Origin of the sequence: Chthonomonas calidirosea T49 (genome assembly GCF_000427095.1) — a bacterium.
Classification (GTDB): domain Bacteria; phylum Armatimonadota; class Chthonomonadetes; order Chthonomonadales; family Chthonomonadaceae; genus Chthonomonas; species Chthonomonas calidirosea.
In genome coordinates, this window is sequence record NC_021487.1 from 1445695 (window position 1) to 1459276 (window position 13582).

General features: G+C 52.4%; 12 protein-coding genes. 2 read left to right on the forward strand and 10 right to left on the reverse strand.

Going from position 1 to position 13582, the window contains the following annotated elements:
* Positions 1–13: 13 nt before the first annotated feature.
* Together CCALI_RS06020 and larE are read right to left on the reverse strand one after the other, a co-directional pair.
* Entirely contained in the window at positions 14–811 is a 798-nt protein-coding gene (locus CCALI_RS06020) for a LolA family protein (RefSeq protein ID WP_016482583.1), read from the reverse strand.
* Positions 812–872: 61 nt separating this feature from the next.
* The gene (gene larE, locus CCALI_RS06025; protein ID WP_016482584.1) at positions 873–1766 is read right to left on the reverse strand and encodes an ATP-dependent sacrificial sulfur transferase LarE; all 894 of its coding nucleotides are present in this window, start codon (positions 1764–1766) and stop codon (positions 873–875) included.
* Between the two features lie 335 nt (positions 1767–2101).
* Here larE and CCALI_RS14975 point away from each other — a divergent pair, with 335 nt between their 5' ends.
* Positions 2102–2827, forward strand: coding sequence for a DUF1559 family PulG-like putative transporter (locus tag CCALI_RS14975; protein WP_016482585.1), 726 nt, complete (start codon positions 2102–2104; stop codon positions 2825–2827).
* A gap of 274 nt (positions 2828–3101) precedes the next feature.
* Here CCALI_RS14975 and CCALI_RS15980 read toward each other — a convergent pair whose 3' ends face one another.
* The 4 genes from CCALI_RS15980 to CCALI_RS06045 all read right to left on the reverse strand — a co-directional run bounded on the left by CCALI_RS15980 (position 3102) and on the right by CCALI_RS06045 (position 8176).
* Positions 3102–3263: a hypothetical protein gene (locus tag CCALI_RS15980; RefSeq protein WP_016482586.1), complete on the reverse strand. Its 162-nt coding sequence runs from the start codon at positions 3261–3263 to the stop codon at positions 3102–3104.
* Positions 3264–3289: 26 nt separating this feature from the next.
* On the reverse strand, positions 3290–4093 hold the full coding sequence (locus CCALI_RS14980; protein ID WP_016482587.1) for a DUF1559 family PulG-like putative transporter: 804 nt from the start codon (positions 4091–4093) through the stop codon (positions 3290–3292).
* 376 nt (positions 4094–4469) lie between these two features.
* Entirely contained in the window at positions 4470–6179 is a 1710-nt protein-coding gene (locus tag CCALI_RS06040; RefSeq protein WP_016482588.1) for a putative glycosyl hydrolase, read from the reverse strand.
* A gap of 149 nt (positions 6180–6328) precedes the next feature.
* Entirely contained in the window at positions 6329–8176 is a 1848-nt protein-coding gene (locus CCALI_RS06045; RefSeq protein WP_016482589.1) for a transketolase, read from the reverse strand.
* A gap of 376 nt (positions 8177–8552) precedes the next feature.
* Between CCALI_RS06045 and CCALI_RS06050 the strand changes: the two genes are divergently transcribed.
* Positions 8553–9110 carry a biotin transporter BioY gene (locus CCALI_RS06050; protein ID WP_016482590.1) on the forward strand — a complete coding sequence of 186 codons (558 nt, stop codon included), beginning with the start codon at positions 8553–8555 and terminating at the stop codon, positions 9108–9110.
* Here CCALI_RS06050 and CCALI_RS06055 read toward each other — a convergent pair.
* From CCALI_RS06055 to CCALI_RS16315, 4 genes are all read right to left on the reverse strand, one after another.
* A complete protein-coding gene (locus CCALI_RS06055) occupies positions 9107–9478 on the reverse strand; it encodes a hypothetical protein (protein ID WP_016482591.1) in 372 nt (123 codons plus the stop codon). The genes CCALI_RS06050 and CCALI_RS06055 overlap by 4 nt on opposite strands.
* A complete protein-coding gene (gene fliS / locus CCALI_RS06060) occupies positions 9471–9998 on the reverse strand; it encodes a flagellar export chaperone FliS (RefSeq protein WP_016482592.1) in 528 nt (175 codons plus the stop codon). Before fliS ends, CCALI_RS06055 begins: the two co-directional genes overlap by 8 nt.
* A gap of 103 nt (positions 9999–10101) precedes the next feature.
* Positions 10102–12606, reverse strand: a complete 2505-nt coding sequence (fliD, locus tag CCALI_RS06065; RefSeq protein WP_081648293.1) for a flagellar filament capping protein FliD — start codon at positions 12604–12606, stop codon at positions 10102–10104.
* A gap of 100 nt (positions 12607–12706) precedes the next feature.
* Positions 12707–13582 (reverse strand): flagellin (locus CCALI_RS16315; RefSeq protein WP_269431616.1); only part of this gene is annotated, 876 nt, incomplete at its 5' end.

Genomic DNA, 13582 nt, shown 5'->3' on the forward strand with positions numbered 1-13582 from the left:
GTTCGCACTTTCATTATGGTTTCGTATTTTGGGGAGGTGCCCCTATCTGCGGCGGCCCTACGGTTGTCATTCCGGGCATCCCTTGCACCTCTTTAGCGCCTGGAGGCGGTGTGAAGTGAAAAATGCTTTCGGGCAAATCGGGATTCAGCTTTTCGCTTAACAGCTTCATTGTTGTTGTCACAGCTAATCCTTGTGCTTGGACGAGGCTAACGGACCCCAGAACCTTATAGGTGGCCTTATCTATGTAGATTTTGGTAGATACCGGAGGCACGCCGGGCTGTGGAGCATGCAGGGTCATAAGAATGACGTAAGTGGGATGGCCCGCAAAAGAGCTCGATGGCAGCAGTTTCAGCTTGGCGCCGAGCTTTTTTAGCTGATTGATGTCTACTATGCCACCTGCAAACTGGCCGAGCCCTCCGAACTGCGTAGTGGTGTCCTGCAACGATCTTTTCATATAGCTATTCAACGCCTTGTAGTATATATAGACATCTTTTCCGTCCGACACGCTTTCCGTTTGTGCAAATGCAGCTCCCATTGCGAGCTGGCCGGTACCGGAACCGGTCGGCTCAGTCACCACATACACCTTACGCTCTTTTGGAATAGACTTCAGGGTCATTTTCAATTGCAATTGTCCCATTTGGCCAACCTGCTCTGTCATGAGATAACTAGCCTCGTAGGAGTGCAAAGCCGTATAACGTTGGATGACTCTGTTGAGAATCTGTGTTGCTGTCTGCGCCCTAGAGGAAATGCAAAGCACTAGGCCAGAGGCTGCAAGGCCACCGATCAACCACTTTTGAAAACTCTTTTGCATACTATTTCTACATCCTCCGAAAGGCGAGAGGACGTATCTCCTCCTTTGTATGTAAGCTCCTTTAACTACGTGAACGCACCGTAATGGTTTCACGGCCGATCAGGGAGGGGTTCAATGTGTCGTTCATCTTTCCCTGCCGATAGCCTTCGATATCGAGGGTCACATAGGTATAGCCTAGCTCGCGAAAGCGAGCGAGAATCGCTTCACGATGCTCCAACACGCGCATCATCTCATGTGGCTCTACCTCAATGCGGGCGATCGTATCGTGGTGACGCACTCGAAACTGTCGAAACCCCAAGGATCGCAGAAACTTTTCACATCCATCTACCCGTGCCAAAAGCTCCGGCGTGATGCGCGTGCCGTAGGGGAAACGTGAGGAGAGGCAGGCAAAGGAAGGTTTGTCCCAGTTCGGGAGCCCCAGGTGGCGTGCGAGCGCGCGGATATCGGACTTCGTAAAGCCCGCCTCTCGTAACGGGCTGCGCACCCCGCGCTCTTCGGCCGCAATCATTCCTGGCCGATGGTCGCCGGGGCGCCCATCCTCCGCATGACTGCCGTCGGCTATCCAATGAATGCCTCTGGCATCGGCCACTTTGCGGAGCTCGGTATATAGCTCCGTTTTACAGTGGTAGCACCGGTTGGGATTGTTCACAGCGAAATGGGGGTTGGACAGTTCATGGGTCGTAATAAGAACAACTTCCACTCCAATCTGTTGCGCTATCTTTACGGCCTCCTCCACCTCACCTTCTGGGAAGGCCTCTGAGTTCCCAACAACTGCCAGCGCACCATGCCCCAACTCATCGTAGGCCACCTTCAACACCAAAGTGCTATCCACCCCCCCTGAGTAGCCCACCACGACCTGCCGCATATCACGAAGAATACGCCTCAAGTGCTCATATTTACCAGCGAGCTCAGGGCTCAACCCTTTCTCTATTCGCTCTTCCGTAGTTTGTGTCATCTGTCCCCCCAACTGCACCTTTCGCTACGAACAAGCATGTCAATATCGCCTGTCTTGGTTATTATATCACCTCCAGCTTCGCAACGCAACGAGCCGCACTTCTAACTCATCATGGTGGTTTCTGCTTTTTTCCTCAAAAGCGCGATTCCCTTTAAGACCAGGTCATCCTCTCGCAGCACCAACCTCATATTTCTAATAGTTTTTTGGCTTACAGATACAAGATTAAAAATTTTCTTGACAAACCGATTTAAGCGCTGTATAATATTCTTCACTGAAGCAGAAGCTTCAAGTACGCAAATTTAATCTCTACTAATCGATTATGAAGGAGCAAAGGAGTGAGAAAAGGTTTCACCCTCATTGAGCTGCTTGTTGTTATCGCGATTATAGCGATTCTCGCAGCTATTCTGTTTCCCGTGTTCGCTCGCGCACGCGAATCGGCTCGCACAAACAGTTGCTTGAGCAACGAAAAGCAAATCGGTTTGGCTTTCCTGATGTATGCGCAAGACTATGATGAGACGCTGCCGAGCACGCCATTCGGTTCCTGCCCTACATGCTGGCCTTGGAAAGCTTGGCCAGGCTCGCCGGGCGCAGGCTGGGATTCGGTGTTTTATACTCCCATTCAACCCTACATCAAGAATGTACAGCTTCTGCAGTGCCCAAGCCAAAATACAGCGAATCGTTGGTACGGCAGTAAAGGTTTGAGCTACATGTTCAGCGAATACCTTCAAAATGCCAACTATGGTTTCAGCAAAATCGCAGCCTTGACAGCGGCACCTGCTGGTGTTGCTCAGATATCGATGGTCGTAGAGGGGTTCGCTAGCGGCATTTATAACGATTGGGATAACGGCGGCCCCGAAGCCAACCATAACGATGGCATGTCGCGTCTACGGTGGCTTAACTACAACCCTTGGGTTCAGCCGCACGGGGGTCCCAATATCCTGTATGCCGACGGTCATGCGAAGTTTATGCCACAGAACGCCATCGTAAGCTACGCACGCCCCTCCAACTGGAAAGACTGCCGAGAGCGCCCCGTAGTCGATCCGAACTGCAACGTACCCTAGTTGGCCTATAGGCAACACTCTATTATTTATCCCGCTCTGTCTATAGACAGAGCGGGATTTTAATTGTGTATATGAAGTTATATCTGTACGCTAATTTTTATAATATTTGAGGTTTTTGTGTTATCTCTACGCAATAGGCCAGTATACGTTGAGGTGATGGTTGATTAGCGGCGGTGTATCTTTGGGTTATTAAGGAGAAGGGTTACCCTGTAAAACGGGGTAACCCTTCGCAAAGAGCTGCTTGGCGTCTAGTAAAAGGCGAAGATTTTTAGATTTATTTGGGCGGTGGCACCATGTGCTCTTTCATCTTCATGAACTCGGCCGGCGAGACGTTCTGTTTGGTAGGCCCAAACACCTTATAGCCTATTACGGCCAGAATGATGACTACCACCGCCACAACCACCGCAATCACTGCGGGATGGACTTCACGTTGCATGTTGCTTATACCTCACTCTTGTTACTTTACCGATAGGCCGGAGGAATCTCTTTGAGCAAGCAGGCAACGAAAGCAGCACCTTGTCCGGTCGAACCCTGATTGCAGGGATCGCCACCCCAGTTGGACCACTCGTTCGGGTCGTTATCGGGGTTCCACATAAAGGTCGGTGCTATTGTCGCCGCCAACTTCATCCATTTAACATGTCCGTCGGCAAAGGCCCAGTTGCCTGCGGTGTTGTGCCAGAACGGAAGGCTTCCTCCGTTAGCGTTATAGTTCCACCCGATCGTCCATGTGCCAAGATCGGGCCAGAAGTCGCGCGTTTCAAGGACATCTATGGTCGTTGCTGGGTATTGAACAGAAGCCAGAGAGGGACCACCTGGATCAAACAGATTGCCATTATCTGCATAGTTGGCCAACGAATGCCAGTTGTTGTTTTGCCAATCCTGGCGAGTCATATTGCCATCTTGAAGACATCCGTCATCGCCATTGCCTGCCTTCATCCAAGAGAACTCGTTATAGGACCAAGGGGCAGAAGGACATATCCACAGCTGTTCGTTTTTGATGTAGGGCATCACTACCGCGCGCCAAGTAACATGCTGGCCATTTGGCGTGAAGATACGGTTAGCAGGATAGGTCTCATCGTAGTCCTGTACATACATCTGACGCGCGAGCTCTATCTGCTTCATATTGCTGGCACAACTGATGGTCCTTGCCTTTTCGCGGGCTTGAGCAAAGACCGGGAACAGAATTGCTGCAAGTATTGCTATAATAGCAATAACTACAAGCAGCTCAATTAAGGTAAATCCTTTCCATTTAAATTCTTGCTTCATCGCATTAAACTCCTTTCACAGTTCATAAGGTTTAGACTCAGCATAATCTTTTGTTACTCTCTATCTACCAAGCAGCTCTCTCTGTTAGAGAGAGACGATTCATTATACGCGAAGTTACATCTTTTTGGCAACATCTTGAGTTGGGGCTATTTTAAGCGCGGTAAATATACATCTAAGAAGGTGTAGCAAACATGTATTTAAAGAATGAACTCTGAGGGATCATAGTCTTGTATGATAAAAAAGATTACTTTAGAACAAATATGATGCTACATGATACAAATAAATTAGGAGGAGCGTTTATAGCCTCATGCAGTGTAAACGTCTCCTCCCATAGGGAAAATTCGCCGTTTCGTAGGCGATACTCTACCTCATCTCCTTAGCCCCAGGCCGCCTTGGCAAATGCTTCCAGATCGTCGAAGCGTTGCTGCCAAGTCGTATACATCACGCCTACAACTCCGGTTACCCCACGAGCATCCTGAAGCCAGTCTCGAATCGATTCGGGAGTGCCGTCATAGTAGCCGGCCAAAATCTGCTTAAATCCCCTGTCACTAAACCAACGAAGGCTCTGCTTGTCGTGATCATGGTTCCAGTTGACAATTATCATCTGTTGAGGCAACCCATCCCAAGAGTGGGTTAGGGGCCCATTAACCAAATAGTAGTCGGCAATCGCGTTATGATAAGGGTCGAACATGTCAGACCAGACGAACTGCTCTGCCTGCTGGCTAACGGCACGTGCCATTTCAGAGCATCGCCGAACGTTGTCCGCCAACAGCTGCCCCGGTGTCTTATGCGTCGCCTGACAAAGCTGACACCAGTTTGCAACCCGCATCTCATCATGTGAGAAAAAGAAACCATCAGGGTGAAAATAGCGCTGAATAAGCTCCAATTGACGCCGTAACAATGTGTAAACTTTGGGAGCCGTAAGACAGCACGAGACCTCCCACCCATAGATCGGCACAGGGTGATAGCAACTTACAACAAGCCTCTCTCCATCGGTAATGCGGCTCTGCTGGGTCAATCGAATAGGAGGCGGCTCATGCTGAATGTCGTAGTCTCCAGGAGATTTCATAAGAAAAGGATCGGAAACCGGTTCAAAGTCCACCCCTTCCCGATACCGCTGTCCGTTCTCCCCACGCACTTCCAGAGGACATCCATCTCGCCTTAAAACGTTCAAAAGCCCCACTTCCTCTAACCGTGCATCGTTAAACCACAGTCGGCCTCCACGGCCTCCCCAAACCCCCATATAGACGTTGATCTGCTGATTCTGGAGTGTGTTAAAAACCACAGAGTATTGACGCCAATCCTGATTGGGCGCAAAGTCCCACTGCATATAGGTAAGCGCTTTCCCATCCGTGCCCAAAACAACGCTCCCCACCTGATCGCCCCCCTGAAAATCCGCCGTTTTCGCCCACACGGAAAGGCGCATCTGCCGCCAAGGGGCCACCGCAACGGTTTGCATGACGCGCGCATTGCGTTTCTTCGATTCCTCGATGCGTAGGGAAGGAAGTCCGTTACGTTCAACCGACGAGTCGGCGAAAGTGGAATCGCCGGGGTTATCCTGAAAAGACCACCCCACCAAACGGTTTCCATTGGCCTTTTGAAAGTCCCCATTGGTCAGAGATGCCTTTGCAAAGGGCTCCAAAACAGCCTCCTGTCCTCGAACCCTATAGGTCGCCTCTTTCACCGGTAGCCCTTCAGCTAAATTGGGGTCGTTCATCAAAAGCTCATTAGAATAGCCGATCGGGCAGACAGTGGTGTAAACTTTTAGCCCAAGTTGTCGTGCTGTCTGCAGCACCGTTTGGGCGTTCTGAAAATAGACCGGTAACACCTTATCTAAGAAGCCGAACTTATAATCCGACAGAACGATGCCGTTATATCCGGCAGCAGCAGTGCGTTGCAAAATCCTTTTCAGCCGTGTGACCTCCGCATCCACCTGCAAGTTGCACTGAAGATAGACCCACCGATAGGGAAGTTTTTGTGCCGGTGCCGCAGCTGCAGAGCGCACGACAAGGTAAGGCCCTAACAGCCCTAGAGAAGAGCGCTCTAATATCTCCCGTCGTGTATAGACGCGTTGTTGCTTTCTCATAGGCATCTCCCTTACTTTGGAATCCCGCAGAACCATCTTTTGTTGGCAGTTATTATTTTTTGAGCCGTGTGTTTCCTGCGTGAAACGTTAGAGGGCAGCCGTATATGGCTGCCCTCCTAAGAAACGGCAGGTATACGCAGTTTCATCACTCACCGCATCAACGAGCGTACGGCCTCCGCAATGAAAGGTGCGCTGATACCGGCTGCATCAAGCAGTTCCTGCGGTTTCCCTGAGCCCGGCATTTCTGTGACGGCGAGCCGCTTCATTTTCGGGCAAGACACGTCGGGGGCGCTGAATACATCGAGCACGGCATCCCCTAAACCACCCTGCGGCCAATGGTCTTCGGCCACGACAATACGGTTCTGGCATTCGGCCGCGGCCTGTCGGAGGGTGGTGGCATCAATCGGTTTTACGGAATAGAGGTCAATAACGCGCACCGAAAGGCCTTCTGCTTTTAGAATCTCGTAGGCCTTGAGCGCCTCATGTAGGGTAATCCCAGCCCCGATCACGCAGGCCACATCGTTTGCGGAAGCGCGCAGCACCTTACAGCCACCGATAGGAAAGCTTTCGTTAGGACCATAGATCACCGGTGTCTTCTCACGGGTAGTCCGCATGTAATTAATGCCTGCCCGTGTGGCCATTTGGGCCGTAAGGTGCGCGGCCGTTACGGCACACGACGGGTAGAGCACGGTGCTGCCGCAGATAGCCCGCATCATGGCAAGATCTTCCAAGCCCATCTGTGAGGGGCCATCTTCACCGATGGAGACACCGGCGTGAGACCCCACAAGGTTGATATTGGCGCGCGATATGGCGGCCATCCGAATCTGATCGTAGGCGCGCGTGAAGAAGGCGGCAAAGGTGGAGGCAAAAGGCACTTTCTTCATGACCTGCAGCCCCACTGCGGCGCTAACCAGTTGTTGCTCGGCGATATACACCTCAAAGAAACGCTCAGGATACGCTTTCATGAACTTCTCGGAAAAAGTAGAGTTTCCCACCTCGCCGTCCAAAGCAACTACCTGAGGCTTGGCCACCCCAAGCGCCCTCAGTGCATCACCATAGGCCTCCCTTGTTGCCACAAGGCTCCCTATCTCATATTGAGGGGGTTGGAAGGGTTTCGGCTCGCCTAAAGGGGCTGGCTCACCAGGTCGATGGCTCTGTACTTGAACGCGAATATCCCCTTTTGGATTGCCGAGCTCAGCCAGCGCTCTTTCGGCATCGGCTGCGGGTAGCGCTCTCCCGTGCCACCCCTCCTTATCAGCCAAAAAGGAGACGCCTGCCCCCTTCAAGGTTTTTGCAATGATCATTGTGGGCCTATCGGCGCTCTCCGCCTCACTGTAGGCTCTATGAATGGCCTCTACATCATGCCCATCTACCAGAATGGCATGCCAACCAAACGCCCGCACGCGCTCGGCATACACCTCGCCGTGCCACTGTAGCATGGTGGGGCCACGCTGTCCCAATCGATTCATATCAAGGATAGCGATAATATTATTTAGTTGATAGTGACTTCCGATCTGGAGAGCCTCGTAGTTGCTGCCCTCTGCCATTTCGCTATCCCCTAAGAGCACCCACACTTTCAAGGGCAGCTTATCAAGATACTTGGCACTAAAGGCTATGCCCACAGCTGCTGGCAAGCCTTGCCCTAGCGATCCGGTAGCGACATCCACATAGGGCAAAAGCGGAACCGGATGCCCTTCCAGTCGGCTTCCGAACTTGCGCAGGCTCATCAGCTCCTCATCGGTAATGGCGCCTGCCGCTTTGAACATGGCATAGAGTAGCGGTGCAGCGTGCCCCTTACTGAAGATAAGTCGGTCGTTTCTTAAATTGTGCGGGTCGTTGAAATCGTAGTGGAGGTGATCGGCTAGAAGCACCGCCATAAGATCGGCTGCCGACATCGAGGAGGTTGGGTGGCCAGAACCTGCTGCCGTAGTACAACGAATGCTATCGGCGCGCAGTTGGGTTGCCAAAGCACGCCACTGCTCCGGTGAATGGGTCATTTTCTAACAAATCTCCTTTCTCTCGAAGGGGAAGATTTTCGTATTCGTTTAACCAAGTGCTCTTACCTCCATTCCATTGTACCTTCTTCTCGCACTCCCCAAGACTTTATGCCTTAAACAACTATCCCCGCTCCTCTCGATTTAACGCGTAAACAACCTATCCTGCACAACCGTTGCTGGTTCGAGTCGATACGCGTGCTCTTATCGCCGACGGAGGATGGAATGGTCATGGATAAGGTTATCCTTGTGACACCTATCGGCAAGTAGACTTGACGAAGAGCTAGAAGGCTTAGCTTTTGGTTAAGGTTTTAGGGTATTCTACTTTCATCGAACTTTCTTATCCCACAAACCTCTGAAACCACAAGGAGAGATTTGGATGTACCGAGAGACCGCGCTGAGTTTTCCAAAACAGCTTTCCTGGACGAGCCTACGTTCTTGGAAAGGGTCGCTTCTGTTTACTGCGCTTACCGCTTTGGGAGCGCATCTTGCCGTGCATATCCCGCCAACCCCGGTGCCAATTACGCTACAGGTATTTGCGGTTCTGCTGTCTGGGCTTATTCTCGGTGAACGCTGGGGCTTTGTGGCTCAAGCGCAGTATGTAATCTTGGGAGCTTGTGGTGTACCGATCTTCGCATTCGGCAACTACGGATTAAGCGGGCCTTCTGCTGGCTACCTGTTGGCCTTCCCTATAGCTGCTTGGCTCATCGGCTGGCTCACTCAAAAGAGGGAGTGTAGCGGATTACAACAGATTGCTGCCTGTGGACTGGGCATAACCATGATCTATGGCTTTGGGTGTACCTGGCTAGCCCTCTATATGCACATGTCCGCCTACCAAGCGCTCATTGCTGGAACTGCTTGGTTTCTGCCCTTCGATATTGCAAAGGCAGGCCTTGCCGTGGCGTTAAGTCGCCTCTGGCGTGCTGCAGGCGACTAAAACTCGCCTTTCAGTCTCCCTGCAGGGCGGTTTACTAACCGCCCTGCACGAACTACAGCCGTCAACCGACGCCCACGACGTAACTTCTGGAGGCGTTTTTGAAGCCGACGCATCTCTTCCTCTACACGCTCCGCACTGGAATCGAGCAGAAAACAGGTTTCTGTTACCAAACGTAGAGTTGCCGAGTTATTGGAGAGTATTCCCTCTGCCTGGCACTGTTCGAGCAGTGCTGGTAACTCCGCCGCAAGCGCTTGCAACGCGCTGAAATCGTTTCGTTCGGTGGCGCACTGTATGTGTTGTGCAAGCAGATGCATTCGCTTCAAAGCAGTGGGGATTTCGTGCAGGTCGGTATCGGCTTCTTCAAACATGGCGATCTCCCAGGCGTGCTGTTTCTGGAAGGTTTTCTCCCGCCTCTAACGTGGTCTGCTCAAGAAGCCTTTGGGCTGCCTCCGCCCAGGAATCGTGTAGACTCCGCAGCATATCCCGAACCTGCTGTACTCCCTCGGACTCGTCGTAAAGGTTGGCCAAAACAAGCTTTTCGAGCATATAGAGATAGATGCGACGCAGATTTACCGCAAGTTCACCTCCTGCATCTTGGTTTAGAGCTCCTATAAGTTCCCCAATAATCTCTTCCGCTTTCAGGAGGTTCGTATTTTGCTCGGAGAGATTCTTCTGGGCCATGGCCTCAAGAGCCTGGTCGCAAAAGCGGATAGCGCTCTCGTAAAGCAGGAGAACGAGTTGCACTGGACTGGCCGTCTCAATTTGCGCTTTTCTATAGCGATGGTTGCGGTTTTTTAAACTCGTGTGCGAGGTAGAACTGCTTTTAAGCTTCTCGCCGGATGTGGTTAGTAGCAGATTTTGCGATGCGTCTGACCCCTTGGCATTCATGGCAGACGTTACTTCCCCTTCACATTAGTTTCTTGCGAAATCGGTATCTGTTTTAAACAGGTGTAGGGGGCACTGAGCCCCCTAATAGAGAACAATAGGGCTCCTAGCCCCCTGTGCTGCCACTGCCTCCAGAGGAAGAAGAGGACGGCAGTAGGCTAGCGCCGAACATAGCAAGACCGGCGCTTGATGCCCTTAAGTTAGAAACGACCTGCTCCATATTTGTAAACTCCTGAAGCCACATCTGCTCTTGCACTGCGATATTGGCCTCTATATCATTGATCGCCTGCTGGTCGTCCTGATACTGTGTCTGCATCTGATTAACGGCGAGGGTGAGGGCACCGGTGATGGGATCCGTTTGGGTGTTAAGAAAGTTTTTTAACATATCTGCCACGCCGCTTGTAAAACTGACCGTTCCATAGGTGCCGGGCTGTGTGGCCGTAACTCGTACCTCTAGCCCCACCGCACGTCCTTGACCAACTCCATTGGTTCCTTGTTGCGTATCGGTGAGAAACTGTCCGTGGCCGGTAGCCACTTCCCCATTAATGGTTCCCGCTACATCTTGCCCGCTTACTTGTTGGATGGTCGTCCCAATGCCAGTCGAGCTTGCCGAAGCTGGGGCGGAGGAGACCACATCGAAGGTAGCCTGGCTCCCATACTGCTTTGATGTAAGCTGCAGGCGCCCTTGCGAGTCAAGAGAAGCCGAAACCACGGCGCTGATGACAGGGTCGGAGTTGATCTGATTCACCACATCGCTTGCCGTGCTGCCGGCATGCAGCGTAATGCTTGGCCCCGTTAACGTACCGGATGTCGTAGCAGGTGTGCCGAATAGTGGACCACCGAAGGTAAGCGTCTCATCTGTTGCGAGAGGCTGAGTCTGCGGAGACGCCACCGTCAGCTGAGCCTGTGTGGCCGGCTGTGTGATCACGATGGCGTAACCTTGAGGCGGGCTAGGCTGCGTGTTAGGCCCGCCGGTCACGAACTGCACATTGGGATCGGTTGCCGAACCGGAAGCCTGAAACAGCTGCGCCACCCCCTGCAAGTTGGTGGAGAGCGCTTGGCTGAGAGCGTTTTGGTCAATGCTGAGATGACCTGTCTGATCAAGCGTGATCCCTATCTGCGAAAGTAGGCTTAAACTCGAAGGTAGGCCAGGTACCTGTCCGGTAACCATCTCAGTAAGCGTATTCTTTAAGCTCTCAATAGTCGAGTCGCCAAACAGAATGCCGGTCTGGCCCGTATTCGGATCGTACTGCGACTGTTGATCGATCATATCAATGGTGCTGTTGAAAGTTTGCACAAAGTCCTGAATATCCTTCTGGATCGTGCTCGTGTCGCTAGATATGGTGATGGTTGCCGTCGCAGGACCTGAAGAACCGCTGGAAGCCTGCAACAGGTTGATCGTAACCCCTGAGATCGCATCGGAAAACGAGTTAGTAGGTCGTGTGGCGGCGATGCCATCCAAGGTAAAGCTCGCATCCTGTGCTTGTGCAAGCTCTCGGCCTGGGGCTAAATTCACTTGATAGATACCTAAATCGGCTAAAACGTTGTTGCTGTCCACAAAGCCGGTAGCTCCAGCGATCTGCAGTTGCTGTTTTGCCTGACCGGTATAGGGATCGGTTACATTTTGCACCGACGCAGCATTCGTGCCAAGAGCCGCATTGATCGCGGAAGCGATTTGACTCAGCGACTGACTGAGGTCAATATGCACGGTTTGAAAGCTGCCGTTGTTTAATTGGATCTGTACGTCGCCGGCAGGTGCGCTTGAAAGACCTTCCAAAGTATAGACAGGGGTGACACTATCCGTAAAAAGATCAGAGCCTGCCCCACCTCCGCTAGAGGAGAGAGGATGACGAATACGACCACCCGTCCCTGCGATGCCGAGCTGTTGCAACAGGTTGCCATTGCCAACATCGGCGATGCTGATCTGCGCGGCCAATCCGGTGTTCACACTGGCGATTGTGAGGTAGTACTGCCCCTGCGATGGAGAAATAATGGCAGCCCGTACACCGGCCTGCGCCGAGTTGATATTTGTTGCCAAAGACTGCAAGCTGTCGGCTGCGCTAACGTTGATTGCCTTGCCATTAATTAGGAGCTGCCCGCTGAACCCAAGCGGAGCAGTTTGGCTAGTTTGTGCTGCAGTGCTGATCATCTCAGCCTGCGCTAGTGCATTGACCGTTATAGTATGCGTGCCCGCTTGCGCCCCAGGCTGCGCGGTTGCCGTAACTACATTCTGATTGCTCGAACTTACCGTCATCGCACGGAACGTGCTATAGGTATCCAAGTTGAGGGCTGCCGTTTGCAGGGTAAGCAGCTGTGCGCTTAGCGCATTGTAGGCGGCCTGTCGTGCCTGTATCTGCTGCATATCTTGCTGGTAGATTGTCTCTGGCTGGCGGGCAATGGTGGCCATCTCCTGGATGATCTGGTTCGTATCTATGCCCGTGCTTAAACCGGAAAAGCTCACTAGCCCAGCACCTGGAATACTTATGCTACTGTTGCTACCGGAGGTTCCTGTGTTAGATACGCTCGAGGTATTGCTGGAACTTGCAGGGGTCGTGCTGGAAGAACCACTTAGCGAGTTGCTCGAACTGCTTGAATTTACTGGATTGACCATTCCACCCACTCCTTACATCCCACGTTTCCTAACCAAACCAAACATAGAGAAGGAAAGGAGAGACGGAGTTTTGTCCGTCTCTCCAACAACCCGTCCCAGACTACTGCAGGAGCTTGAGCAGCAACTGAGGAGCGGTATTGGCCTGTGCCAACATCGCCGTCGCCGACTGCTCGATGATCTGGTTCTTCGTGAGGTTCACTACCTCCTGAGCCACATTCGTGTCGCGTATCTGGCTCTCCGATGCCGATAGGTTCTGAACCCCTATCCCCAGATAGTTTACCGTCGCCTGTAACGTCTGAGACTGCAACGCCCCCAAGTTCGCACGTAACTGCGAGACCTGAGAGATCGCCTCATCCACTATCCGGATCGCGTTCTCTGCCCCTTGACTCGTCGTCACATCAATGTTGGACAGGTTATAGCCCGCTACCACCGTGTTGCCTAAGTTCACCACACGAATGTTGCCTAAGCTCGCCTGCACCAACTGACCTGCGTTCCCCCCTACCTGGAACTGCAACATGTTGGCCGATACCTGAGCCACTGCTGTCGGGGTCGTCGCCGATGCGTTCCCATTCTCCGTCAACAACATCGAGTTGCCATAGAGGTCCTTCACCAACAGACCGCTGTCGGTGCTGGCCATCCCTCCCGTGAAGTTGACTGTCACCGCCGTGGTCACGTTGTTCTGCAACACCTGAGCTGTCACCGCTACCACCGCATCGGTGCCTTGAACCGCCACCGAGGTGCCAAACACTCCAGCAGCCCCTAGGCTGTCCTGCTCACTAATCGAGTAGTTATGCCCATAGGTGGTCTGCGTTAACACGATATTGTTGGAAGCGGTATTGAAGTTGGCATTGACCCCCGTGAGGTTGGAGGCGGCATTGATCTGATTGATGGCCTGTTGAACCGTCTCCGAAGCGCTGAAAGTGAAGGTCTGACCATTGATGACCACCGTATCATCCTTCCCACCGGTGGCAAGTCC